This window comes from Saccharospirillum alexandrii, from assembly GCF_043641555.1.
GTDB lineage: Bacteria > Pseudomonadota > Gammaproteobacteria > Pseudomonadales > Natronospirillaceae > Saccharospirillum > Saccharospirillum alexandrii_A.
Genome location: NZ_JBHZRJ010000005.1, coordinates 166,883 through 189,665, shown reverse-complemented (window position 1 = coordinate 189,665; position 22,783 = coordinate 166,883). Strand labels below are relative to the sequence as shown.

23 protein-coding genes are annotated in these 22,783 nt (G+C 56.6%); 8 read left to right on the top strand and 15 right to left on the bottom strand.

Features of this window, described 5'->3' with window-relative positions:
* Window positions 1-12: 12 nt before the first annotated feature.
* Genes ACHUE7_RS17870 through ACHUE7_RS17860 form a run of 3 tightly spaced genes read right to left on the bottom strand, consistent with a single transcriptional unit; the run spans window position 13 to window position 2,363 of the window.
* The gene (locus ACHUE7_RS17870) at window positions 13-687 is read right to left on the bottom strand and encodes an anthranilate synthase component II (RefSeq protein ID WP_394171242.1); all 675 of its coding nucleotides are present in this window, start codon (window positions 685-687) and stop codon (window positions 13-15) included.
* Entirely contained in the window at window positions 684-2,078 is a 1,395-nt protein-coding gene (locus ACHUE7_RS17865; RefSeq protein ID WP_394171241.1) for an anthranilate synthase component I family protein, read from the bottom strand. The genes ACHUE7_RS17870 and ACHUE7_RS17865 overlap by 4 nt, the downstream gene beginning before the upstream one ends.
* Window positions 2,079-2,120: 42 nt before the next feature.
* On the bottom strand, window positions 2,121-2,363 hold the full coding sequence (locus ACHUE7_RS17860; protein ID WP_394171240.1) for a Trp family transcriptional regulator: 243 nt from the start codon (window positions 2,361-2,363) through the stop codon (window positions 2,121-2,123).
* A 144-nt stretch (window positions 2,364-2,507) separates the two neighbouring features.
* Between ACHUE7_RS17860 and ACHUE7_RS17855 the strand changes: the two genes are divergently transcribed.
* The 4 genes from ACHUE7_RS17855 to ACHUE7_RS17840 all read left to right on the top strand — a co-directional run bounded on the left by ACHUE7_RS17855 (window position 2,508) and on the right by ACHUE7_RS17840 (window position 5,528).
* A complete protein-coding gene (locus ACHUE7_RS17855; protein WP_394171239.1) occupies window positions 2,508-3,068 on the top strand; it encodes a DUF1415 domain-containing protein in 561 nt (186 codons plus the stop codon).
* Window positions 3,069-3,165: 97 nt separating this feature from the next.
* Window positions 3,166-3,621, top strand: coding sequence for a GNAT family N-acetyltransferase (locus ACHUE7_RS17850; protein ID WP_394171238.1), 456 nt, complete (start codon window positions 3,166-3,168; stop codon window positions 3,619-3,621).
* A 108-nt stretch (window positions 3,622-3,729) separates the two neighbouring features.
* Window positions 3,730-4,794 (top strand): histidinol-phosphate transaminase, encoded by a 1,065-nt coding sequence (gene hisC, locus ACHUE7_RS17845; RefSeq protein ID WP_394171237.1) that lies wholly within the window; start codon window positions 3,730-3,732, stop codon window positions 4,792-4,794.
* A 62-nt stretch (window positions 4,795-4,856) separates the two neighbouring features.
* Window positions 4,857-5,528, top strand: coding sequence for a haloacid dehalogenase type II (locus ACHUE7_RS17840; protein ID WP_394171236.1), 672 nt, complete (start codon window positions 4,857-4,859; stop codon window positions 5,526-5,528).
* Window positions 5,529-5,650: 122 nt separating this feature from the next.
* Here the strand turns inward: ACHUE7_RS17840 and ACHUE7_RS17835 are convergent, their stop codons facing one another.
* From ACHUE7_RS17835 to ACHUE7_RS17825, 3 genes are read right to left on the bottom strand one after another with little or no spacing between them, the layout of a single operon-like run.
* Entirely contained in the window at window positions 5,651-7,873 is a 2,223-nt protein-coding gene (locus ACHUE7_RS17835; RefSeq protein ID WP_394171235.1) for a PepSY domain-containing protein, read from the bottom strand.
* Window positions 7,874-7,894: 21 nt separating this feature from the next.
* Entirely contained in the window at window positions 7,895-8,365 is a 471-nt protein-coding gene (locus tag ACHUE7_RS17830) for a DUF2271 domain-containing protein (RefSeq protein WP_394171234.1), read from the bottom strand.
* A gap of 39 nt (window positions 8,366-8,404) precedes the next feature.
* On the bottom strand, window positions 8,405-8,827 hold the full coding sequence (locus tag ACHUE7_RS17825; RefSeq protein WP_394171233.1) for a PepSY domain-containing protein: 423 nt from the start codon (window positions 8,825-8,827) through the stop codon (window positions 8,405-8,407).
* A gap of 172 nt (window positions 8,828-8,999) precedes the next feature.
* Here ACHUE7_RS17825 and ACHUE7_RS17820 point away from each other — a divergent pair, with 172 nt between their 5' ends.
* The 3 genes from ACHUE7_RS17820 (at window position 9,000) to ACHUE7_RS17810 (ending at window position 11,993) form a co-directional block, all read left to right on the top strand.
* Entirely contained in the window at window positions 9,000-9,665 is a 666-nt protein-coding gene (locus ACHUE7_RS17820) for a response regulator (protein ID WP_394171232.1), read from the top strand.
* Window positions 9,655-10,983 carry a sensor histidine kinase gene (locus ACHUE7_RS17815; protein ID WP_394171231.1) on the top strand — a complete coding sequence of 443 codons (1,329 nt, stop codon included), beginning with the start codon at window positions 9,655-9,657 and terminating at the stop codon, window positions 10,981-10,983. The genes ACHUE7_RS17820 and ACHUE7_RS17815 overlap by 11 nt, the downstream gene beginning before the upstream one ends.
* 260 nt (window positions 10,984-11,243) lie before the next feature.
* On the top strand, window positions 11,244-11,993 hold the full coding sequence (locus tag ACHUE7_RS17810; protein ID WP_394171230.1) for a siderophore-interacting protein: 750 nt from the start codon (window positions 11,244-11,246) through the stop codon (window positions 11,991-11,993).
* Window positions 11,994-11,997: 4 nt separating this feature from the next.
* Here ACHUE7_RS17810 and ACHUE7_RS17805 read toward each other — a convergent pair whose 3' ends face one another.
* Together ACHUE7_RS17805 and ACHUE7_RS17800 are read right to left on the bottom strand one after the other, a co-directional pair.
* Complete coding sequence (locus ACHUE7_RS17805) at window positions 11,998-12,474, bottom strand: MarR family winged helix-turn-helix transcriptional regulator (protein ID WP_394171229.1); 477 nt, start codon at window positions 12,472-12,474, stop codon at window positions 11,998-12,000.
* Window positions 12,452-13,615 carry an Acg family FMN-binding oxidoreductase gene (locus ACHUE7_RS17800; protein WP_394171228.1) on the bottom strand — a complete coding sequence of 388 codons (1,164 nt, stop codon included), beginning with the start codon at window positions 13,613-13,615 and terminating at the stop codon, window positions 12,452-12,454. The genes ACHUE7_RS17805 and ACHUE7_RS17800 overlap by 23 nt, the downstream gene beginning before the upstream one ends.
* Window positions 13,616-13,803: 188 nt before the next feature.
* On the opposite strand from ACHUE7_RS17800, the gene ACHUE7_RS17795 reads away from it, so the two are divergent.
* The gene (locus ACHUE7_RS17795) at window positions 13,804-14,487 is read left to right on the top strand and encodes a YjjG family noncanonical pyrimidine nucleotidase (RefSeq protein ID WP_394171227.1); all 684 of its coding nucleotides are present in this window, start codon (window positions 13,804-13,806) and stop codon (window positions 14,485-14,487) included.
* Window positions 14,488-14,515: 28 nt separating this feature from the next.
* Here ACHUE7_RS17795 and ACHUE7_RS17790 read toward each other — a convergent pair whose 3' ends face one another.
* The 7 genes from ACHUE7_RS17790 to ACHUE7_RS17760 all read right to left on the bottom strand — a co-directional run bounded on the left by ACHUE7_RS17790 (window position 14,516) and on the right by ACHUE7_RS17760 (window position 22,737).
* The gene (locus ACHUE7_RS17790) at window positions 14,516-14,977 is read right to left on the bottom strand and encodes a response regulator (protein ID WP_394171226.1); all 462 of its coding nucleotides are present in this window, start codon (window positions 14,975-14,977) and stop codon (window positions 14,516-14,518) included.
* A 57-nt stretch (window positions 14,978-15,034) separates the two neighbouring features.
* On the bottom strand, window positions 15,035-16,756 hold the full coding sequence (locus tag ACHUE7_RS17785; protein ID WP_394171225.1) for an EAL domain-containing response regulator: 1,722 nt from the start codon (window positions 16,754-16,756) through the stop codon (window positions 15,035-15,037).
* On the bottom strand, window positions 16,753-17,205 hold the full coding sequence (locus ACHUE7_RS17780) for a response regulator (RefSeq protein WP_394171224.1): 453 nt from the start codon (window positions 17,203-17,205) through the stop codon (window positions 16,753-16,755). The genes ACHUE7_RS17785 and ACHUE7_RS17780 overlap by 4 nt, the downstream gene beginning before the upstream one ends.
* Entirely contained in the window at window positions 17,195-18,850 is a 1,656-nt protein-coding gene (locus tag ACHUE7_RS17775; RefSeq protein WP_394171223.1) for a sensor histidine kinase, read from the bottom strand. The genes ACHUE7_RS17780 and ACHUE7_RS17775 overlap by 11 nt, the downstream gene beginning before the upstream one ends.
* Before the next feature lie 329 nt (window positions 18,851-19,179).
* On the bottom strand, window positions 19,180-20,445 hold the full coding sequence (msrB, locus tag ACHUE7_RS17770; protein ID WP_394171222.1) for a peptide-methionine (R)-S-oxide reductase MsrB: 1,266 nt from the start codon (window positions 20,443-20,445) through the stop codon (window positions 19,180-19,182).
* 85 nt (window positions 20,446-20,530) lie between these two features.
* A complete protein-coding gene (locus ACHUE7_RS17765) occupies window positions 20,531-22,042 on the bottom strand; it encodes a sensor histidine kinase (RefSeq protein ID WP_394171221.1) in 1,512 nt (503 codons plus the stop codon).
* Entirely contained in the window at window positions 22,039-22,737 is a 699-nt protein-coding gene (locus ACHUE7_RS17760) for a response regulator transcription factor (RefSeq protein WP_394171220.1), read from the bottom strand. The genes ACHUE7_RS17765 and ACHUE7_RS17760 overlap by 4 nt, the downstream gene beginning before the upstream one ends.
* Between the last annotated feature and the right edge of the window lie 46 nt (window positions 22,738-22,783).

Sequence of the window (22,783 nt, the reverse complement as noted above, 5' to 3'; positions counted from 1 at the left end):
AGGCAAGTCTGATTACCCATGCTCGTCCTCAATAAACAGAAAATTAGCAATCAACTCCTTTCCCCCCTCAGTCGCAAAAGATTCCGGATGAAATTGAATGCCGTGAATCGGAAAGTCGCGATGCTTCACCCCCATTAATTCGAAATTCCCACCCTGGGCCAGCCGTTGCCGGTTATTGAAGTCGTCAGCACTGAGGTCTCCGACCGCTGCGGTGACGACCAGGCACTCTGGCAGGGTTTCAGCTGCGGCGATCAGCGAGTGATAACGCATCACATCCAGCTGATCTGGCACGCCGCAAAATACCGACTGGCCGTTGTGTGTGACCGGGCTGATTTTGCCGTGCATCGGTAATGGCGCCTTAACCACCTGGCCGCCAAACACATGCACAATGCCCTGCATGCCCAGGCACACCCCGAGCAGGGGCGTCGTTTTACCCAGTTTCTCGATGACTTCGGCACAGACACCAAAGTAACGTTCATCATCCGGTGAGCCCGGGCCAGGCGAAATGATGATTCGATCCGGCGCCATTGCTTTAATGTCGTCAAAGCTGATTTGGTCGTTGCGGCGCACCAGAATCTCGAAATGCTCAAGCGTGCCCCGGTTCTTGGCCGACGTCAGAATTTCCCCAATAAACTGGTAGAGGTTATAGGTGAACGAATCGTAGTTATCGATGATCAGGATTTTCATGCCGACGCCTCCGAATCCATAAAGGGCTCCAGCGCCTTGCGTGTGCCAGCAAACTTGCGACGAATTTCCTCATACTCATCGTCGGCGTTGCTGTCGTAGACATTGCCACCGCAGGTTTGCACATAGGCGTGTTCGCCGTTCACAAAAACCGTACGGATTGGAATGGCGAAGGTGCAATCGCCATTGAACGAGAACTGACCAACTGCCCCCCCATAGGGGCCGCGGCCATCGATCTCCAAGTCGTTGATGATTTTCATGGCTTCAATTTTGGGCGCGCCGGTCAGCGTGCCCGCCGGGAAATTACTGGCCAGGGCCGAAAACATGTCTTCACCTTCGGCCATAATGCCGACGATCTCGCTGGAAATATGCTGCACATGGCTGAAGCGTTTAATGTCCATCAGGCTGCGCACTTTTACCGTGCCGAACTGCGCTACGCGACCAATGTCGTTGCGGTGCAGGTCGACAATCATATTGTGCTCGGCAATTTCTTTCGGGTCGTTCAGCAGAGCGCGGGCGTACTGCGTATCTTCCTGGGTGTTGGCGCCGCGTTTGGTGGTGCCCGCCAGCGGGAAGGTTTCCATCTCGCCCTGGCGCAAACGAAACAGCATTTCCGGGCTGGCGCCTACCAGTTTCTGCGCACCGAATTTCACGTAATACATCTGGGGTGAGGGGTTAATCTCACGCAGCTTTTCATAGAGTGCCAGCGTATCGCCCTCAATTTTAAAGCGCTTTTTAAACCCCACTTCGCACTGAAAAATCTTGCCGTCGATGATGTCCTGTTTCACCTTGGCAACCGCCGCGGCATGTTCTGCCTGGCTCATAGTATCGCCAAGTGCCGTGATGCGCAGCTCACCGTTCGGCACGTCGTCAGATTCGATGAGCGATTGCAGAAAATCATAGCGGCTGTTGTCGTAATAGAAGTAGGTAACCTCACCGGTCATTTTGTCGAGAATCAGGCCATCCTTGTACAAACCAAAGCGAAAGGTGTCGAAATCATCATTGGCCTTTAGCTGCAGCGTCGGCTCGAAATACTGCATCGCATCGTAGCCCAGGTAGCCAGAGAGCCCCCCCGCGTATTTCCGCGAAATGATGTTCTGCGGCATCAGGCTGCGCAACAATTCATACGGGTTGCTGCTTGAGTAGGTGTTGGCCTGGCCGTCGCGGTCTTCAATGGTCAGTTCCCGGCCATTGGCATAGAGGCAATATTCCGGATCAAACCCGATAATGGAGTGCCGGGCAATGTGGCTGTCTTCACCGAGCGATTCCAACATGTAGCAGGTATCGAACTGCTTCTCGATCTTCTTGAACAGCTGAAAGAAGTCGCAGTCAGCCGCGAGCTTCACATAATGCGGTTTACGCGGCAGCGTAAAGGGTTTTGGCATGTCAGACATAAAGGCATCCTGGCAAGGTGGGTTCCGTTGATGTGGGTAGGGTCAGTGGGTGTCGCGCAGGGCCCGCGAGCCCCGCGATACCGTGGCAATGCCCACACCCAGCAGTTCAGCGATTTTGCGGTGGGCCACGCCCTCGTTAAGCAGCTTGAAGATCTGCAGGCGCTTACTGATTTCCTGGTATTCCGCAGGGGTCAGCAGGCTTTCCAGGGCGGTATCCATGGCACTGGGCGAGTCGATGGCCAGCAAATGGCGTATCAACTCGGCTTTGTAAGGGTCGTCGGTCATCGTTTTTGGCCGAAATCCGTGTAGTGGGTTGCTGGCGTGTACTAGCGTACTAGTACGATACCGTTTGGCCAGTTGAAGTCAAGCCTTTCCAGTCAACGGTGATACACTGAGCGCCTGACACTCATCGATTTAAAGGTTTGCCCCGTGCACGACGATGCCACACTGATCGCCCAGACCCGCGCCTGGGTCGAACAGGTCGTGATCGACCTGAACCTCTGCCCCTTTGCCAAGCGCGAGCTGGTGAAAAACCGGGTGCGGTTCAGCGTAACCCACGCCACCTCTGAAGCGGCACTGATCGAAGCCCTGCAGGAGGAGTTGCTGTTTCTGGCCGGGGAAGACCGCATTGAAACCACCCTGCTGATTCACCCGCGCATCTACGAGAGCTTTTACGATTACAACGATTTCCTCGGAGTCGCCGAAGGCCTGCTGATCGAACTGGAGCTGGAAGGCATCTTCCAGATCGCCAGCTTTCACCCCAAATACCAGTTTGGCGGTACCGAGCGTGATGATCCGGAGAACTACACCAACCGCTCGCCTTACCCCATGCTGCACCTGCTGCGTGAAGATTCCCTCGAAGCGGCCATCGATGCCTATCCGGATGTCGACGCCATACCCGATAACAACATTCAAATGATGAATGACATGGGCACTGAAAAGATGAAAGCCCTGTTGGCCGGGTGTCTGGCGACTGGCGGCGGCCAGTAGTCGGCCAAACCCGTGACACCATGGCAGCTTCCCCGGTGATCGCAGTGACGAACCGGCGCGTAACTGTTCTCCATGCACCTCAGCCAGGAGTAAGACCATGCCAGATCACCAGACCCGATTTGTAGCCCGTGAAGACAAACCCGCCTGGTACACCCTGTTCAACGGCTACGCCGACTTCTATGGCGTGCCGATGGATGATGCCACCGCCGACCGGGTTTGGGACTGGCTGCTCGACCCAAACCATGTGCTCGAAGGGCTGGTGGTGTGTGACGAAGCCGGTGCCGTCGTTGGTCTGGCTCATGTTCGTGCCTGCCCGCGTCCACTGGGTGGCTGTGATGTGGGCTTTCTGGATGACATGTTTGTTGACCCGGCAGCACGCGGCAGCGGCGCTGCGGATGCTCTGTTCGAAGCGCTGCAAGCCCTTGCCAGTGACCGAGGCTGGCCTGCCTTGCGCTGGATTACCCAGCATTTCAATGAGCGGGGTCGTGGTTTCTACGACCGATACACCGGAGGCCCCAGCGACTTCATCATGTATCAGTTGAAACAGGGCTAACGCCACCGAACCTGGCGGGTTACGGTTCAAGCCCTGCTGAACAGGCTGTCCTGCGCGCGATGGCTTTTGGTATGCTGTCGCTCAATTACTATCGATTCGAGGTTGTGCATGTCGTCTTACTGGAGCCCTCTGGTTCACTCTCTGGACCCCTACATCCCGGGTGAACAACCCAGGGTAGACGGCCTGATCAAGCTGAACACCAATGAAAGTCCCTACCCGCCAGCGCCGGGGGTTGCTCAACTGTTGCAGCAACCGGCGACCGCCGAGCGGTTGCGTCTGTATCCGGACCCGAACTCCCAGTCGTTGAAAGACGCCATTGCTGAAGACCAGGGTCTGGCACCGGCGCAGGTATTTGTCGGCAACGGCTCAGATGATGTACTGGCCATGGCGTTTATGGGGCTGCTGAAACAAGCCCGGCCGATTCTGTTCCCGGACATCACCTACAGTTTTTATCCGGTGTATTGCCAGTTGTTTGGGGTGGAGTATCAAACCATCCCACTCGCAAACGATTTTTCGCTGGATCTTGATGCCTATTCCACCGACAACGGCGGCATCATTTTCGCCAACCCGAATGCGCCAACCGGCCTGGCGCAGTCACTCGATCAGATTGAAACCCTGCTGCAGCGCAATACCGAATCGGTCGTTGTGGTCGACGAGGCCTATGTGGATTTCGGCGCGGAGTCTGCCGTGGCACTGATAGACCGCTACCCGAACTTGCTGGTTGTACAGACCTTCTCCAAATCCCGATCGCTGGCCGGAATGCGGCTTGGCTTCGCAGCCGGGCAGACGCACCTGATCGAAGCGTTGAACCGGGTGAAAAACTCGTTCAACCCTTATCCGATTGACCGCATCGCTGAAGCGGTCGGCTGTGCTGCCGTGCGCGATGTTGGTTATTTCGAGGCCTGTTGCCAGCAGATTATGGCAACCCGCGAGACCGTCACCGGGGCTCTGGTTGGACTGGGTTTTGAGGTACTGCCTTCGAAAACCAATTTTGTCTTTGCGCGTCCGCCCGCCGGTTTGGATGCAGCGGAACTGGCCAACCGGTTACGGCAGGATAACGTACTGATCCGCTACTTTAACAAACCCAGAATCAGTGAGTTTGTGCGCATATCCATCGGCACCGATGAACAGATGGACAGGCTACTCTCCCTGGTCCGGTCGTATCTGCACTAGCGGTCAGTCTGTTTGCTTTATCGACTAGACTGACAGCCCATTCCTTAAAGAGCGGAGCTACGATGGTTACGCTGGCTTTCGATGTGTACGGCACACTGATCAACACCCAGGGCATTCAATATACTCTGGCGGAAATGCTGCACGATGAGCAGCAGGCTGCGGCGATCAGTCGTCGCTGGCGCGAGAAACAGCTGGAGTACAGCTTTCGCCGCGGGCTGATGGAACAGTATCAGCCGTTCTCGGTCTGCACTCGCCAGGCGCTGAGCTTTGCCCTGAGTGAAGCGAACGTCGCATTGAGTGACGACCAGTGTGATCAGTTACTGATGGCGTACCGGCATCTGCCGGCCTTTCCGGATGCCGTGAGTCTATTGCAGCAACTGTCGTCGATGGGGGTCGATGCCTTTGGCTTCACCAATGGCGAGGCGGCCATTGCGTCAGAATTGCTAGCGAATGCCGGGTTAATCGAGGACTTGAAAGGCATTGTCAGCGTCGACCTGTTGCGCACCTTCAAGCCAGCCCCACGGGTGTATCAGCACTTCCTTGAAACGGCAGATTCGAGCGCCGACAATACCTGGCTTATCTCCGGCAACCCCTTTGATATTCTGGGCGCGCGGCATGCCGGCTGGCGAACCGCCTGGGTTAATAGGACCGACGCCCCGTTTGACCCCTGGGGGGAAGCACCTGACGTTACCGTCCCTTCTCTGACTGACCTGGCGGGAAAATTGGGCTTGTAAAGCCTGATGGAAAGTCCCTCATGACGGCACATCCAACGACAATCGTTCCTGGTTATGGGTAAGCCCGTGCTGGCCGTTTAGAAGACTATCCGTTCCCAACCTTGCATTAATGAAAGCCCTGGCTAATAGACATCTTCCAGGTAGCGACCCTCTCGTTTTAGGGTGTCGACACTGGTGCCGAGTGGCACCAGCAGGTCATCGATTACCTGCCTGACACCGGTAGCCATCTCCCGCCCGCCACACACCAGTATCTGCGCACCCTTCTCAATCATGTCGCGAAGGGTCGGTGCGTCTTCGGTGATTCTGTCCTGAACATAGGCCCGATTGTCAGTTCTTGAGAAGGCCGTCGTCAGGCCAGTTAACCGGCTGTCATCGAGATAACGGTCAAGTTCAGGCTGATAGAGGAAGTCCGACTGGGGGTTTCGTCCCCCCCAATAGAGGAACATGGGGTTGCGGGCATTGTTCTTCCTTATAAATCCGGCCAGCGGACCAATGCCGGCGCCTGCTCCGATCAGGATGATGGGGTGCCGACCGGGTGCCGGTCTGAAGTCCGGGTTAGGCTGGATGAAGCCTTGTATTTGCTCTCCCGCTTTCAGGTTGTGCAGAAACCCGGAGCAGACGCCGCCAGGCTGCTTGCGCACACAAATTTCCAGTAAACCGTCGGTGCTTGAACAGGCCAGTGAATAATATCGGGGCGTTTCGTCACCCGGCGGGATCACACCGATCAGGTCACCGGCTTCAAATTCCGGTAGGGGTCTGACAGCCCGCCAGGGGAGATAGGATGCCATGCCGGTTTTCCGGGCTGGCCCGAACCGTAGGATGCTGGTGGGCGCATCGATCTGTGCGCCGAAGTCAGCCCGGTCAAGCAGTTCGAGCTTGAACCGGGTTGAAGGGACAGGGTCATGGACGAGTGACAACGGCACATCGATCCGTTTTGCCAGTCGGTGGCCCCAGTCATTGAACATCCGGGATGACTGTCGATCAATAAACGCGGCCTCATCGAGCCGTTCGAGCCCAATTACCCCGAGCGCTTCGTCCACTTCAACGGCAAACCGGCAGTAATTGGCGTACTGGCGGTCACCAAAGCCGAGTACGGCGAAAGAAAGACAGTCTGTGATGTGAAAGTGATTGAGTTTCCGCATGAACAAGACGGCCGACGCGGGCGGGCCACCGTCGCCGTAGGTGGCTGTCAGTACGAACAGCATTGAGGCGTTGGGGTAGGCTTGCGCCAGATCGTTCATGTCGGCCGTCAGCACCCGTCTTCCTGCTGCGACCATTTGCTCATGAAGGACTCGGGCAAAACCATAGGTCGTGTTGTGTTCTGAACCGACCAGAATCACCGTATCGGCGGTTGCGATGTCGGCGTTGTTCAGCGAACGGTCTGCCGAGCTGCGACGCCGCCACCAGATGCGGGTTCCACTGAAGCTGAGTACGGGTACGGTCAGTGATGCCGCACCCAATATCAGCCCAAGCCACCACAAACCCTCGCCGGTATGCAGACTGAGGATCAGGCCATGGAGCCGACTGTGGGAGGTTGTCGCTTCAAATTCCAGCAGTTCGCCGGTGGACGGGTCAACAAACCCGGAGCCTTGCCGGGTGCTCAGTGAATACACATCCAGTGGATCATTCGGGTATGGAAAGACAAGTTCATGCAGAGAATTCAGGTCGGTTTCCCGAAGCGCCTTGAGCGAGCTAACGGTGGCAGGAGTGCCGCCAGTCACCTCTGCCGGGTAGGCCGGTTCATTGCTCATCGGCTCAGGTGCCAGACCGAATCGAACGGCAGACAAGTAGGTGCCGGTCAGGGCTGACAGCAGTAATCCGATGATCGCAAAGCGTGCCAGTTCAGAGTGCACCCGCTGGTCACCGGTTCCCTTCAGTGGTCTTAAAAGTGACCGCCAACCACCAGAGCGGCGAGCCAGCAGAAAGGCACCCGAAAGGCACATCAATACCATGACGGCAGCGGTCAGACCCGCGAGCAGACGTCCGCCATCGTCGCGCAAAAACGCACGGTGCAGATCCTTGACCCAGCGGAACAGGGGTGACGGCTGATAGGACCCGACTCCCAGACCTGTCAGAGGGTCGACCCGGTCTGCTCCCGGGGTACCGTCATTGACGTAGTAAACGACAATCACACCCGACGGTAATCGTTTTATCTGTTCGGTCTGCGGATAGTGGTTCACCACTCTGCCGGCGAGCTGGGCGACGGAAACTGTACCCTGTGCCGGAATAGTCGCACCTGAACGATCCAGAGCGGGAGACACCGATAAGATGGCCCCACTGGTAGCAACGGTGATCAACAGTACAGCAGCCAACAATCCAGCGATTGAATGAAAGGTGCGCCACATGAACAGAGCTCCTGTATAGCCTCAGAATTCGTAGGTGAACGACTGTACGTAGCCTCGTCCGCTGATGGGTATGCCCGCGCCTTCCGTGGTCAGCGGCGCCACGACATCCGACCGGTTATCACGCAGATCCTCCACCGCGGAATCGATACGAATTTCGTGACCGCTGTCGAACAGGGAATCGTCCAGGTCGAGAGTAATTCTGAGGGTACGGCCGCGGGTGACACTGGCTCCGGTCAGGCCGTCGTAGTCCGCCGGGTTCATGCGACTGCCTCTGGCCCAGTCACGCAGGTGCTCGTAGTATTTACGTTTGCCACCCGCGATCCAGAGGGTGCCCTTGTAGACTCCGTTCGAGTCCGTCAGGTAGAGGGCGAGGTAAGCACCGTCCCCCCGGTAGTTGGCCATCTCAGTGGTTAACGTGACCTCCCTTGCCAGAGCCAGGGCTGGGAATGCCAGCACCACAGCAAGAACGAGTGTTAACAGGGGTTGCTTCATTGTCTGATCTCCGCGGTGGTTGTGTTCGCCGTAAAACCGTTATTCAACGGTGACCGTAGGTCGATTGTTTACAATGCCGTTCGTTGGTGCAGGGGGCTGCCCGGCATTTGTCGGTTGGCTGTTGACGGCCGGCTGATACTGACGGTTGTTGTCATCTTCGTCGTCATGGTCATCATCGTCATAGTCGTCCTCGTCGTCTTCTCGCTCCCATTCCATCAATTCAAGCGACGCGGGGGCGAAGCTGGCTTCCACGCGATTTCCCTCGTTGTCCTGTGCTTTGACTTCATAACAGCCGTCGTCAATTTTGATGCGATAAACAATCCAGCCGTCGTCCTGCAATTGCTGGCGTAATGCCTCTCGCGGCTGCCAGTTGGCAATGGGGTCGTCGCAGTCGTCATCGGCCAGTGCTGCCCCGCTGATCAGCAGGAGGGATAGGCTCAGGGCCAGGGAAGGTGTTTTCATGATTGCGGTCCTCTCAGGTGAATGTCACCACTGTATCCGGTGTTTCTGACTCGGACCTGAAAGGGGTAATACCTCGACGCGTTTGTCTGTTTTCAGCAAACGTATGGAATTCAGATGGTTGTCAGGTTTCAGCGATACTATGGTAAGCACATAACCCGTTTAAGGATGCCGAATGCGCGTGTTGTTAGTGGAAGACACTGTCGGCCTGGGCGAGGCGGTCCAGGAGCAGATCAGCGCCGATGGTCATGCAGTGGACTGGGTGCAAAGCCTTGCCTTTGCCGAAACCAGCGTGAGAACCACACACTACGATCTGATTCTTCTGGACCTTCAGTTGCCCGATGGCTATGGCATTGATTTTCTGAAGTCCCTGCGCCAGGGCGGCGATGCAACCCCGGTGATTATTCTGACGGCGCGCGACCAGGTATCCGATCGCATTGAGGGGCTTAATAGCGGCGCAGACGATTACCTGGTCAAACCGTTTGACCTGTCGGAATTGTCGGCCCGGGTGTTTGCGGTTGCCCGGCGATACCGCGGCAATCCGAACCCAGTGGTGTCCGTTGGTGAACTGACCGTCAACCTGGGCGATCACACCGTTGTGCGCAATGGCGAGCCCATTGAGCTCACGTCCCGGGAGTGGGCACTGCTCGACGCGTTCCTGCAACACCCTGGGAAGTTGCTCTCCCGGTCGCAGCTCGAAGACCGGCTCTATGAGTTTGGCGCCGAAATTGAGAGCAATACCATTGAGGTTTATATCAGCCGTTTGCGCAAGAAACTGGGGCGGGATCTGGTTGCAACCGTTCGTGGCATGGGCTACCGGATGAAAACCCATGAACGGTAAACGCAGCTTGCAGAAAACGCTCAGCCTGGGCCTGACGGTGGGCGTCACGGTGCTCTGGTTAATGGGTGTGCTGGCTTCAGGCCTGGTTGCACAACACGAAATGGAAGAAGTATTCGACAGTGCTTTGCAGGAAACGGCGCAACGAATTCTGCCGTTGGCGGTGACCGATATCCTCAGTCGTGAATCCGATCGTGTGCAGAAGACAGCACCGGCGATGGCGGACCACGACGAATACCTGACCTATCTCATACGGGATGCGTCTGGCACTATTCTGCTGCAGTCGCATGATGTTGATCTATCGGTATTTGACGAGCACCCGAGGAGTGGATTTTATAACACTGCTACCCATCGACTTTACGGCACCTCTGCCGTCAGCCAGACGATATTCATCGACATTGCCGAACCGTTGGCGCACCGGCAAGAGGCAGCCTTTGAAGCCGGCATCGCACTCTTGTTGCCATTGTTGCTGCTGATTCCGGTCAGTCTTCTGGGTGTCTGGTGGACTGTTCGGTTTTCATTGCGCCGGGTGGTGGACTTCAGCGAGTCACTGGAAGTTCGTGGAGCGGCCGATTTGTCTCCCGTGCCGGTCGATCAACTTCCGCAAGAACTGGAACCCATGGCCGTCTCGATCAACCGGTTACTGGAGCGACTTCGGCGAGTACTTGATGCCGAGCGAAGCTTCACTGCCAACAGTGCCCATGAGTTACGAACGCCCCTGGCAACAGCGCTGGCAAAGGTGCAACGCTTGAAAGCGGATCTGTCTGAAACACCCTCTTTGCGTAAAGTGGCTGAGATCGAAGCGTCGCTGCAGGGGCTGTCCCGGCTGTCACAGAAGCTGCTCGAACTGGCAAAAGCAGAAGGCGGTGGTGTCCTGTCGGAGACCCCATACAACCTGGTACCGGTACTTGAAACGGTTGTGAGTGATTGTGAGCGTGCGGAACCCGGCCGCCTGGTGCTGCAGCGCAGTGATGCCCCAGTTCATTCTCTGTTGAACCCGGATGCGTTTGCCATACTCGTTAGAAACCTGATCGACAATGCACTCAAGCATGGTGAAGAGGGGTCACCCGTGAAGGTAGCGCTTTCGGCAGACGGAAACCTGGCTGTCACCAACCGGGGCGCCGCGTTGGGGCCTGACGAATTGGCCGGTTTGCGCAAACGGTTTGTTCGTTCACACACCCAGGCGCCGGGGTCGGGTATTGGCTTGGCGATTGTCGATGCCATTGTTGAAGGTGCTGGCTTGCACCTGGTACTGCGTTCTCCCGCTCCAGGGCAGCAAGACGGTTTTCAGGCCGAGCTCAATGTCGTTGTCAGTCGATAGCCGGTTACCGGGCTTTATGTTGTGCCCATTGAGCGGTCCACACCGCTGAGTGAAGCCTCGTGAACGGCCGTTATAAACGGTCGTGACCGGTTTACCGGGTGCCCGTGTCTTCAATGCCACTGCCAAACGCCTGCACCCGGGCGTTTCGCTGGCTGGCGATGCGCTCGTTTCAAATGATAATATTTATCATTTGCATTGGTTGTGGTAGGCTCCGACCCATCAGACAGGCTTTATCAACCCGTTTAACAGGAGACACCGACATGGCCAAACCGGAACCCCGCGAGCTGGAAGTACTGGCTACCCGCGATGTCACCCCTCACATGCGCCGCATCACCCTGGGCGGTGCGGGCATGGCGTCGTTTCCCGACGACCAGGCGAGCGCTTACATCAAGTTGATTTTCCCGACGCCGGGCGAAGCCCGCCCGCTGATGCGAACCTACACCGTTCGCCACCACCGCGACGCTGAAATCGATGTCGACTTCGTGATTCACGATACGACGGGCCCGGCATCCCAGTGGGCGCTGGACACCCAGCCGGGCGACCGGATTCTGATTGGCGGCCCGGGCCCTAAGAAACTGGTTAATGAGCAAGCCGACTGGTTTCTGCTGGTCGGCGACATGACAGCGCTGCCCGCGATCAGTGTCAATCTGGGGCTGCTACCGGCCGATGCACGAGGTTACGCCGTTATTGAGGTGCTCGACCGTGCTGACATTCAGGATCTGGAAAAACCGGATAATCTGGAGCTGGTCTGGGTGGTTAACGCCGAGCCCGATCCGGACGGCCAGGTGCTGCTGAACCGGGTTAAGCAACTCGATTGGCAGGCAGGGCAGCCGGCCGTCTGGGCCGCTTGCGAATTTCAAAGCATGCGCACCCTGCGGGCTTTTTTCAAACAGGACAAGCAAGTCGCCAAGAGCCATCTCTACGTGTCCAGTTATTGGAAGATGGGCATCAGTGAAGATCAGCACAAGGTGGTTAAGAACCAGGACGCCGAACAGGCCGGAACCGACTGAGCCGTCATCGGTCCCGGGCGTTATCGAGCAAGGTCCGCAGTTTGCGTAATACCGGCAGAATGGACTGGGCCTCTCCCGGTTCAAACTCTGGTACCAGGCGGGCGATGTCCGGACCGATGGTGTGGATCGCGCGTTCACGAACGTCACGACCCGCTTCAGTCAGAATGACCAGTTTCCCGCGGCCGTCATCGGGGTTGGGCACCAGGTGAATAAGCCCGCGTTTCTCAAGCCCGGCCAGCGTATGTGACATGCTGGTCTTGGGTACCTGAAAGGCGCGGGCCATGTCGATCGGCGTACGTCCATCCCCCAGACGAACCAAATGATTCAACGCACCGAAATGGTGGATGGTCAGGCCGTCGCCCAGCCGGGATTCCAGCAACGCCCGGCTCAGCTGCGCGATAATGCCCACTTCATTGAGCAGCTCGAACATGATGCGCCCTTCGTCCGCTGGCGTCGTTTCAGGTGCGTTTGATTTTGTCATCCAGGCTCCAGCGTGGGGTTTGCGGCGCCGGAGCAGCATACCCTAAACGACCGAGCATCTGAATGGTCTCTCCTGGCTGCGCCAGCGCCTGGTGTACCTGGCGGTAATGGTCAGCCATTTCCGGGTATTCCTGCAGACACTGGCTTACCGGGTGCAGCGACAGCCCTTGTTGTGTAGTCAGCAGGTTGAGCCTCAGCCAGGCCCGGCCGCTGGCAATTTGCGTGGTGCGTGTATTATCGGCACCGGCAAGCCACACAAAAGCAGGCGTTGCAGCCAGCATCGGTTCATACATGGAAATGCCGGTTTCATAGCTCTGGGTGCCGGGAGTGGCCAGAGCCTCCCGGGTAACCAGCCCCGTGGCGATCAACGCCTCAAGCGGCATACCGCCGAGGTCAATGCCGTCGGGGTTGGCGTTGATTTCGGCTTTTCCCAGTCGCATCAAATCGACACTTTCCTCAAGAGCCGCCGGTGTGTGGTATTCCACCAGCCAGGCCTCCCAGGTCAGTGTCCGAAGACTGGCAACGCGCATTGCCTCTGCGGTTCCGTCAAAGCGAACACCGAGCACGGCGGGAGCCAGGGAAGCTAGGGTCGTACCGGCTACCGGGCGATCCATGTCGAAGGGAGCTTTGGTGGAGCGCCGGTGGGGGATCTGCGCAAACAGAGGGTCAGTCGGCAGGTCGGCAGCGGTAAAGGTACAGCGAGCCACCGGGCGGTCACCCAGCCGGTCTTGCTCGCTGCCTTCGGGAAACAGCACGGTGTCTACCCGGTAGCCGCGTGCGCTGGCGGCGATGGTCATCTGCTCCAGAAAGCAGCCGAGGCCGATGGTCAGCTGCCGGTCGAAGGGATCGGTTTCTGGCAGCCGGCGTGTCGGGTCTGGCAATAACGTCACAGTGTCTGCTTCGCTTAAATCAACCATCCAGGGCTGCAGGTTGTGAGGGTTGGGCGCCAGAATCGCGTGGGACAGGGCGAACCGGCGCGGTTCTTCATAGGTGCCTGCCTGCGCCCAGGGCGCCAGCGCTGCATGAGGCGTGCGGGTAACCGAAAACAGACCAATACCGCAGCCTGCCGCAACGATGGCACCGCCACCTGCCAGGGTCAGAAAGTGCCGTCTGGATAGTGTGGAGTGCGTGGAAGTTTTCATCTGCCAGTACCGGGTTGTGAGTGAAGAATTGAGCATATAGTGCGACTTCGTACTAAACAAGTGCGATATTGTACTAAAGTGTAAATTCAAATAGCTTGCAGCAGCGATGCTCACTTGGGATATTGGCAAGCTGCCCCGCACGGCACAGGCCATGCGCCTTTTCATTAGTCACAACGGAGTAGCTATCCATGCACTATCAATGGATCGTCTTTGACGCCGACGACACCCTGTTCGATTTTGGCAAAGCGGAACAACACGCTGTGGGTCGCTTGCTGACCAGCCACAATGTGGAAGACACCGACACCCATCAGCGCTTGTACCGGGGCATCAACAAGCACCTCTGGCAGGAGCTGGAACGCGGTGCCATCGCACCAGGAGAATTGAAGGTCACGCGTATTCAGCGGTTTTTCGATGAAATGGGCATAGCGGCGGACCCGGCCGAATGGGCCGATCATTTTCTGGATTTTCTGGCGGAAGGGTCGCATTTGCTGGAAGGGGCTGAGGGCGTCGTTACCCAGCTGGCAAAACACGCCCAACTCGGCATTCTGACCAACGGTCTGACCCGGGTACAACGCTCGCGGTTGGAGCGCAGTGGTCTGGCAGAGCACATAGCCGTATTGACGATCTCCGAACAAGTGGGGGCAAGCAAACCCGCCGCCGCGATCTTTGAAGCCATGGAGCGGGCGATGCAATCACCGGAAAAATCCCGGGTGTTGATGGTGGGCGACCGCTACGAGACCGACATCATCGGCGCCCGACGCTTCGGCTGGGACACGGCCTGGCTGTCACCGGAACTGCCGGACGATCTCGAGCCTCCAACCTACCACCTAACCGATATTCGACGACTACCTGGCTTGTTACTGGAGGACTGACCCGGTAAACCCTGGTGGCGTAGCGGGTTTATTCTTCATCGGTGTCGGGAAGGGTGACGGTGTTGAACCAATAAGCATCCATTGTGCTGATCAGTTGCTGCAATGCGTCGAACCTGAGGGGAAACTTCAGCACCGTATTGGCCCCCAGGTGATACAGCATGCGGGTGAAGGCAGGGTCCTCCCGGGACAGAAAAATAATCGAGGGGACCAGTTTCCAGCGCGGCAGAAGCCGCAAGTCGGCCAGTGCTTCGTGAGTTTTTTCCTGATCATCCACATAGGCAATCAGAATCAGGTCGACCTGGGTAGCCGAGGCGGATTGCAAAGAAGAGCCGATTAGCGCCTGGTGAAAGCTGTGAATATCTTTGTGGCGTTCAATGTGATGAGTCAGGCAATAAGACGACAGCGCCGATTCAATATGGTGAACGGCGGTCTCATCATCAGAGAGCAACAGGATGGTTCTCGGAATGAATGACTTCCGGGCTGAACTCATCGCTATAGACCCTCCCTTGCTATGCCTTGCCACATTGACTGGCGAACGTGCTGATTATCAGGGTCGATGATCAGCATGTTTGATACCACCCGCCTGTCGAAGGACTGGCTCCAGGTCTGTCAGTTTAAGCGGCCGATAATACAGGTACCCCTGGCAAACCCGGCAACCCTGAGACTGCAGCTGTTGCTTCTGTTCATTCGTCTCTACGCCCTCGGCCACTACGCTTAGCCCGAGCCCCTGGGCAAGCGAAAGAATGGATTGGGTAATGGCAGGTTCCCGCAAGCCTTTGACGCCCGCTTCTGAGACGAAGCTTTTGTCTATCTTAATTCGGTCTAATGGGAATTCACGCAAATACCGCATCGAGGAATACCCGGTGCCAAAATCATCAATGGCGATACCAACACCTGCTTTTCGAATGCTACTCAACATCGCTGACTGGTTCAGGCCATTTTCGATCAGGGCTTCTTCGGTGAGCTCTAGCTCAAGCATACCAGGCGGAATCTGGTAGTGTTTCAAACAGCTGAGCAACTGGTTCAGAAAACCCTGAAACTTCAACTGACGCGGTGACACATTCACCGATACAGGCACATTCAGCCCGGCCTCTCGCCACAACTGCAACTGCTTGCAGGCGGCTTCAATCACCCAGCAGCCGATGGGTACAATCAGGCCACTGCGCACAGCCACGGGAATGAACTCGACCGGTGAAGCCACCTGGCCGTCCGGCCGGTTCCAGCGAATCAGAGCTTCCAACCCGCAAATGGCACCGGTGCTCAGGTCGATCTGTGGTTGATAGTAGAGTTCGAACTGTTGCAGCCGCAGGGCATGGCGCAGCTCTTTCTCGGTTTCCAGGCCGTGAATCAGGCGAGCTTGCAAGCGGTCGGTGAAAATATGGAAGCCTCCGGCCCCCTGTGCTTTTGACTCGTACAACGCCATGTCGGCTTTTTGCATCAGCTCCATGGCCATTTCCCCGTGGTGTGGGTAAATGGCAACCCCCATGCTGACGGTAACGTCCAGAGTGGTATTGCTGACTGGAGCGGGGCGACACATCTCCCGGGATATCTTCTCGAGAATGTGGTTAACCTCCTCTACGTTCTCGATGTTGTCGATCAGGGCGGTAAATTCATCGCCGCCAATGCGGGCAACGAAGTCACTTTTGCGTACGGCACGGCGCAACCGTTCCCCCATCAGCGTCAGTAACAGATCACCGACGTGATGGCCCAGGCTGTCGTTAATGTCCTTAAACCGGTCGAGATCGAGAAATATCACCGCCAGATGCTGTTTTTTGCGTGCCGCCCGGGCTATGGCCAGTTCCATGTGTTCTTCAAAAATGTAGCGGTTACCGAGGCCGGTGAGAGGGTCTCTGCGAACCAGTTCGGCGATTTTGAATTCGGCTTCCTTGCGTTCTATGGCATGGCGAATGCTGCGGTCGAGTAATGCCGTAGACAGCTCGTCCTTGGGAATGAAGTCGGCCGCCCCCTCTTTCATCAGCATATCGTCGAGCTCGGGGGCATTGCTTCCGGTCATTACAATGATAGGCCGTTTAAACTGCAGAGTTCTGGCTTGCTGGAGCAATTCCAGGCCGGAATGGCTGCCCAGAAAGTAGTCGAGCAAAATGAGGTCACAGTCATCCTGATACAGCGCCTCGCTGGCGGCTTCATACTCCGATATGTGCTGAACGTTGTATTGGTTTCTATCACTTTTCAGCAGTGATTGCTTCACCAGCATGAAGTCCGCAGCGTCATCCTCCACTACCAGAATTCTGATCATAGGCTTGTTCATGAAGCAGGTTCCTGCGCAGGCGATAGTGAGTGACCAAACCAGTAGCGATAGAGCGTAGACAGTATTCTTTCAAGCTGAGACAAGTCGTCTGGCTTGCAAATGTATGAATTAGCGTTCAGTTCGTAACTCTTCTGAATATCATCCGGTGAGTCGGAGGTCGAAAAGATAACGACAGGAATATCCGCCAGCGACGGGTTCGCTTTTATTTCCCGCAAGCAAGAGCGGCCGTCTTTCCCGGGCATATTCAGATCAAGCAATATCACCATAGTCGGTGCCATCGGGTCGGGCATTCTGGTGCGTTCTGCCAGGTAATTCATCAGCGCATCACCGTTGCTTAAACCCTTCACGGAAAGGGGGAGTAACGCTCGTTTAACGGCTGTTTTTACCAGCAGGAAATCTTCAGGGTCGTCATCAACCACCAGCAACAGCAACTCATTGTCAGAAATCATGGGCAGCCTCGATATGCGGATTGACAGGTAATTCAATGATGAAACGCGTTCCTTTTCCCGGTGAACTTTCGGCACGTATCACACCCTGGTGGCGGTCTACAATTTTCCGGCAAATAGCAAGGCCCATCCCCGTGCCGGGGTAACTGTCTCTGCCATGCAGGCGTTTGAATACTTCAAAAATCTGTTCGTTGTACTGGTTTTCGAACCCGATGCCGTTGTCTTCAATGGTGAGCCGGTACCGATCACCCTGGACCGGTTCGCCATGAATTCGGATGATTGGGGGCTGCTCCGGCTGGCGATACTTAAGTGCGTTGGAGACGATGTTCTGTAACAGTTGCCGGATCTGACTTGGGTCCATAGTAAGCTGATCGAGGGAGGCAACTTCAAAACGGGCCTGGCTTTCTTCAATCGTCATCTGTAAATCGGACAGCACTTCACGAACCACGTCATTGAGATCGGTCACTACGAACTGACCACCATGGGAGGTCACGCGACTGTATGACAGCAGGCTATCAAGCAGTTCGCGCATCCGTTCCGCGGCATCCACAACATAGCTGGCAAACGTTTCTCCCTCACCCGTGAAATTGCCGTAGTCTTTGCTGAGAAGCAATTTGGAAAAGGAGATGATCTTGCGCAATGGCTCGCGCAAATCGTGTGAGGCGATAAAGGCAAACTCCTTCAGTTCACGGTTAGAGCGCTCCAGCGCTTCACTGCGTTGCTCTATTTTCCGTTCGTAGTTGCGTCGCTCACTGACATCCACAACGGACGCGACGACTTCACCTTCACTGCTGCCGGTAACCGGGTTAAGGCCAATTTCGACCGGTACGGTTTTGCCATCCGCACACAGGCCTGAAAGATCCCGTCGATCACCCATCATGCGTTTGGTTGGAGAGCTGATGTAATGTTCCCGATTGGCCTGGTGTGGTTTGCGACTATCTGCGGGTACCAATTGCTCAACGCGCTTGCCCGAAAGCTCGCCGACGTCGTAGTGAAAAATGCTGTGAGCCATGGAGTTGGCCTGCAAAATCGTACCGTCTCTGGAGACCACAATCATTCCATTGGGGGCCGATTCGAAAATGCTCTGCAGACGCTGTTTGACTTGCTCGGAGGTTTGAATCTGCAACTCCAGTGCCCGTTTGGCTTGTTGCAGTTCCTGTGTGCGCTCTTCTACGGTTTGCTCAAGTGATTCATACAACAATCGCAATTGTTGTTCGGCATAGGTGCGCTTGAGCATTTCCTCGTTCAAGGCTTCATTGCGTTCAGTCAACATGGCCGGGCTGGGGATGGCGAGTACCTTGGGCAGCAGTGGCCAAATCAGAATGGCAGTTACCAGGGAAATGCCAGCCGTAATGAGTTTAACGATGCCCTGAAAATAATAATCGGCGTTCCAGATGTTCCAGATACCCACCAGATGGGTCGTACCGCAGGCTACAATAAAGGCGGCAAACATCTTGATGATCCAACGATAGCCCAGGTCAGCCCGGTCGTACCATAGCTTGGCCAGGGCCAGTGGTATCGAAAAATAGGCAATGGCAATCACAGCATCCGAACCGGCATGCAAGGCCAGTAGATCCGATCGCCAGTAATAACAATGGCCGTGCGGCATGAAATCGGGGCCAACTATATAGTTCCACAATGCTTCCATGAATTCTCCGGATCGACAACAGCACAAAGCAGTCTGCTACGAAACCATCCCTATACCCGACTCGTCTGTCGGGCATCACCTGAGGTTTTGGGTATGCCTGTCTATAGGGTGCAGCGTAGTAGTAACATCGGTTCTCAACCAGTATCGCGCTGCCTCAGGTATGGTCTTAGGGCTAATGCCAAGGTAGGAATTGTGACAGAGTTCTCAAAAGTAGGTGCGGAAATTGGCTGGGCAAAAAAAACGGGCGTTGCCTTAAGGTGTGTAAGGCACGACCCGGGGAGAGCGTTTTTCGGCAGGCCCTGAATGAGGCCCACCGGAGGAATCTCAAATCAGGAAATGGGCGGGGCTACCATCGCCACATAGTCTGCGTACCCTTCAGCCACCATCTCGTCTTTCGGAATGAAACGCAGCGCGGCCGAGTTCATGCAATAGCGCAGGCCGGTTGGCTGGGGGCCGTCGGTGAATACATGGCCGAGGTGGGAGTCGGCGTAGCGGCTGCGTATTTCGGTACGCACTGAAAACAACCCTCTGTCTTCATGCTCAGTCACAACGTCTGAGGCGATGGGTTGAGTAAAGCTCGGCCAGCCGGTGCCGGATTTGTACTTATCGCGCGATGAAAACAACGGCTCGCCCGAGACGATATCCACATAGAGCCCTTCGCGCTTTTCATCCCAATAGACGTTGTTGAACGCGCGTTCGGTGCCGTCTTCCTGAGTGACTTTGAACTGGATGTCCGACAGCCGTTGTTCAAGCACCTGCTCACTCGGTTTGGTGAACGTGGCGGCGTTGAAGCCGGGACCGGCACTCATATCCATGCTGTCCATGCCATCCATGTTGTCCATGTCATCCATGCTGTCCATGTCGTCCATACTGTCCATGCCGTCCATACTGTCCATTTCACCCATATCGTCCATGTTGCTCATATCCATGGGCCGGAACTGGCTATAGTCAATGTACCGTTCCTCACCCCAGACGGCATCGATAAACTGATAACGTCCGGAATTGTGGGTATAGAACTTGTACCGGATCGGGTTCTCGGTGTGGTAATCCTGATGGTATTCCTCGGCATCGTAGAACACCTCAAAAGGCTCGATCTCAATAATGACCGGCTTTTCATAGCGGTCTTCCGCAATCAGCGCCTGTTTTGCTTCCTGGGCCAGCGTCTGTTGCTCGGGCGTGTGGTAAAAAATACCCGGGCGGTACTGGGCACCCCGGTCCACAAACTGGCCGTTGGCGTCGGTCGGGTCCATCATGCGCCACAAGCCTTGCAGCAGCCCTTCATAGGTGATGACGGCCGGGTCGTAGTAGACCTGAACCGCTTCGGTGTGACCGGTCCGGCCACCGGAGACGTCTTTGTAGCTCGGGTTCATTTCCGATCCACCGGTGTAGCCGGAGACCGCTTCAGCGACACCGGGCAATGCCTCGAAGCCGGCCTCAACGCACCAGAAGCAGCCGCCTGCAAAGGTGGCGACCGCCAGCGAAGGGTCGTTCGGGGCATACTGGCTGTTTTGGTTTGAATGGTTACTGGCCGCCACCTGAATACCGGCGAAGGTCATGGCGATCAGCAAGCCTGAATAGAGTAATGTCTGTTTCATACTGTGTACCTCGTTGGCCTTGGGCAGAAGAAGACAGTCTGCAGGCAAAGGTTCACAAGGAAGTCTGTTGTTTATAACAAAAGTATCACGAACCGTTATGCTTGCCGGAAGGCGCCAAGAGTGTGGCTGCCAGCGGCAACGTCACCACGAACTCCGCGCCCGCGTCGCGGTGGTTGCCAGCACTGATGCTGCCGTGCTGCAGCATCATAATGCGCCGGGCAATGGCGAGCCCGAGCCCGGCATGGGCCGAGCTTCGCTCGGATGAGCCGCGGTGGAACGCGTCAAAAATGAACGGCAGGTCTTCCGGGGCGATGCCAGGGCCGGTGTCGTGTACCGTCACAGACACAGCCTCATCTGCATGTGCCAGTGTGAGTTCGATGCGTCCGTTGTCCGGTGTGTGGTCCATGGCGTTGCTGATCAGATTGTCCAGCACGCGCTCGGTCATGCCCAGATCGGCGTAGGCCATGGGCAACGCCAAATCGCCTTCGATATTCAGCTCAATGGATCGGTTCTCGGCGGCAGGCTGGTGTTTATGAACCACGTCGTGAATCAGCTCTGGCAGTGAGAAGGGCTCTGGCTCGGGCTGTTTTTCCCGGGCTTCCAGGGCGGCCAGTTCAAACAGTTCGTCAATCAGTCGACCGAGCCGGCGGGATTCGTTCAGGGCGATGGTGAGAAAGCGTCGTTGTTCTTCATCACTCAGGTGGTCGCGTTTGATCAGCAGGCTTTCGACATAACCCTGCAAGCTGGCGAGCGGTGTGCGCAGATCATGCGATACCTGAGCCACCAACTGACGCCGCAACGCGTCTTTCTCCTGTAACTGGTCCAGTTGCAGGGTAATGCGCGTCGACATGCGCTCGAATGTTGAAGCCAGCGTGTCGATCTCATCACCGGCGGGTGCCGGCAATCGCGGGGTGTCGGCAACCAGCAAGTTCTGGAAATGATCGACCCTGTCCGCCAGTTGTTTCAACCGGCGCGTGAGCAAATGAAACACGGCCAGCCCCGCCAGTAACCCGATGCCCAGACTGACCGCCACGGCCCAGGCGCTGATGATGAAAAACTGGCTTTCCCGGGCCATAAGTTCGGCGGAATCGTACTCCTCGCCGCGTAGCACCACATAGAGGTAGCCTTCCACGTTGTCGGCCGAGGGGACCGGGGTCACCGAGAACACCTTTTGCCGGTCGTGGCTGCGCGGGTCGTCACCCAACAGGGGGTAGGCATCCGGGTTCGCCAGCAGCCGCTCAATGGGCGCCATCGACACGCTGTTGCGTTTGATCTTATCGGGGTCTGCCGAGTACGACAGAATGCGGCCTTCAGGGTTGATCAGGTAGATTTCGATGCTGGGGTTGATCGACATGTACAGCGAGAACAGGTTATCCAGTTCATCGAAATTCAGCTCACCGTTAGCGACCAGGTTCTGGTCGGCCACCAGGTTCATCGCCAGGTTTCGGTTCAGTTCCTGATTGACCGATGCCTGGTAACTGCGCAGCGCCACCAGGCTGATGGCGGTGTACACCAGGCCGACCACTATCAACAACACAAACAGGCCTAGCGCCAGGCGGGCATAGAGGCTGCGGAGCAACTTGAACGGATTATTCATTCGCGGAACCGATAGCCGACGCCCCAGACGGTCTCAATGTAATGCGGGTGGGTGAGGTCGGTTTCTATTTTGCCGCGCAGGCGATTGATGTGGGTATTGACCGTGTGTTCGTAACCTTCGTGGTTGTACCCCCACACTGCATCGAGCAATTGCAGGCGACTGAACACCTGCCCCGGGTGACTGGCGAAATGCAACAGCAGGTCAAATTCCCGTGCTGTCAGCTCCACCTCGGCATCGGCGATCCAGACACGGCGTTTGGAGGGGTCGAGCCGAAGCTGATCGCGCACCACGATGTCCGTGTCCGGCGCCTTGGCCGGTTGCGACAACGCATCGACCCGACGGAACAGGGCTTTTACCCGGGCAGTCAGTTCTGCCACGCTGAACGGCTTGGTCAGGTAATCATCCGCGCCCATTTCCAGGCCCAGCACTCGGTCCAGTTCTGACGTGCGGGCGGTCAGCATTAACACCGGTGTGTAGCCCGGCAGAGTACGAATTTCCCGGCACACAGAGAGGCCATCGATGCCTGGAAGCATCAGATCCAGTATCACCAGGTCTATGCCGCCTTCCCGGAAGCGGGCCAGGCCGGTATCGCCCCGAGGCTCGACGACCACTTCGCAATCGAGATCTTCAAGATGCATACGCACCAGCTCGGCGATGTCAGGGGTGTCTTCCAATATAAGTACGGTACGTTTCATGGTTGCCTGTCGGGGTTGCGCTTGTTGATTAAGGGCGTTGTGAACC

Excerpts from the sequence above, each read along its gene's own strand:
- ACHUE7_RS17870 (WP_394171242.1), bottom strand. The coding sequence starts at position 687 with ATGAAAATCCTGATCATCGATAACTACGATTCGTTCACCTATAACCTC.
- ACHUE7_RS17865 (WP_394171241.1), bottom strand. The coding sequence starts at position 2,078 with ATGTCTGACATGCCAAAACCCTTTACGCTGCCGCGTAAACCGCATTAT.
- ACHUE7_RS17860 (WP_394171240.1), bottom strand. The coding sequence starts at position 2,363 with ATGACCGACGACCCTTACAAAGCCGAGTTGATACGCCATTTGCTGGCC.
- ACHUE7_RS17850 (WP_394171238.1), top strand. The coding sequence starts at position 3,166 with ATGCCAGATCACCAGACCCGATTTGTAGCCCGTGAAGACAAACCCGCC.
- hisC (WP_394171237.1), top strand. The coding sequence starts at position 3,730 with ATGTCGTCTTACTGGAGCCCTCTGGTTCACTCTCTGGACCCCTACATC.
- ACHUE7_RS17840 (WP_394171236.1), top strand. The coding sequence starts at position 4,857 with ATGGTTACGCTGGCTTTCGATGTGTACGGCACACTGATCAACACCCAG.
- ACHUE7_RS17835 (WP_394171235.1), bottom strand. The coding sequence starts at position 7,873 with ATGTGGCGCACCTTTCATTCAATCGCTGGATTGTTGGCTGCTGTACTG.
- ACHUE7_RS17830 (WP_394171234.1), bottom strand. The coding sequence starts at position 8,365 with ATGAAGCAACCCCTGTTAACACTCGTTCTTGCTGTGGTGCTGGCATTC.
- ACHUE7_RS17825 (WP_394171233.1), bottom strand. The coding sequence starts at position 8,827 with ATGAAAACACCTTCCCTGGCCCTGAGCCTATCCCTCCTGCTGATCAGC.
- ACHUE7_RS17820 (WP_394171232.1), top strand. The coding sequence starts at position 9,000 with ATGCGCGTGTTGTTAGTGGAAGACACTGTCGGCCTGGGCGAGGCGGTC.
- ACHUE7_RS17815 (WP_394171231.1), top strand. The coding sequence starts at position 9,655 with ATGAACGGTAAACGCAGCTTGCAGAAAACGCTCAGCCTGGGCCTGACG.
- ACHUE7_RS17810 (WP_394171230.1), top strand. The coding sequence starts at position 11,244 with ATGGCCAAACCGGAACCCCGCGAGCTGGAAGTACTGGCTACCCGCGAT.
- ACHUE7_RS17805 (WP_394171229.1), bottom strand. The coding sequence starts at position 12,474 with ATGACAAAATCAAACGCACCTGAAACGACGCCAGCGGACGAAGGGCGC.
- ACHUE7_RS17800 (WP_394171228.1), bottom strand. The coding sequence starts at position 13,615 with ATGAAAACTTCCACGCACTCCACACTATCCAGACGGCACTTTCTGACC.
- ACHUE7_RS17795 (WP_394171227.1), top strand. The coding sequence starts at position 13,804 with ATGCACTATCAATGGATCGTCTTTGACGCCGACGACACCCTGTTCGAT.
- ACHUE7_RS17790 (WP_394171226.1), bottom strand. The coding sequence starts at position 14,977 with ATGAGTTCAGCCCGGAAGTCATTCATTCCGAGAACCATCCTGTTGCTC.
- ACHUE7_RS17785 (WP_394171225.1), bottom strand. The coding sequence starts at position 16,756 with ATGAACAAGCCTATGATCAGAATTCTGGTAGTGGAGGATGACGCTGCG.
- ACHUE7_RS17780 (WP_394171224.1), bottom strand. The coding sequence starts at position 17,205 with ATGATTTCTGACAATGAGTTGCTGTTGCTGGTGGTTGATGACGACCCT.
- ACHUE7_RS17775 (WP_394171223.1), bottom strand. The coding sequence starts at position 18,850 with ATGGAAGCATTGTGGAACTATATAGTTGGCCCCGATTTCATGCCGCAC.
- msrB (WP_394171222.1), bottom strand. The coding sequence starts at position 20,445 with ATGAAACAGACATTACTCTATTCAGGCTTGCTGATCGCCATGACCTTC.
- ACHUE7_RS17765 (WP_394171221.1), bottom strand. The coding sequence starts at position 22,042 with ATGAATAATCCGTTCAAGTTGCTCCGCAGCCTCTATGCCCGCCTGGCG.
- ACHUE7_RS17760 (WP_394171220.1), bottom strand. The coding sequence starts at position 22,737 with ATGAAACGTACCGTACTTATATTGGAAGACACCCCTGACATCGCCGAG.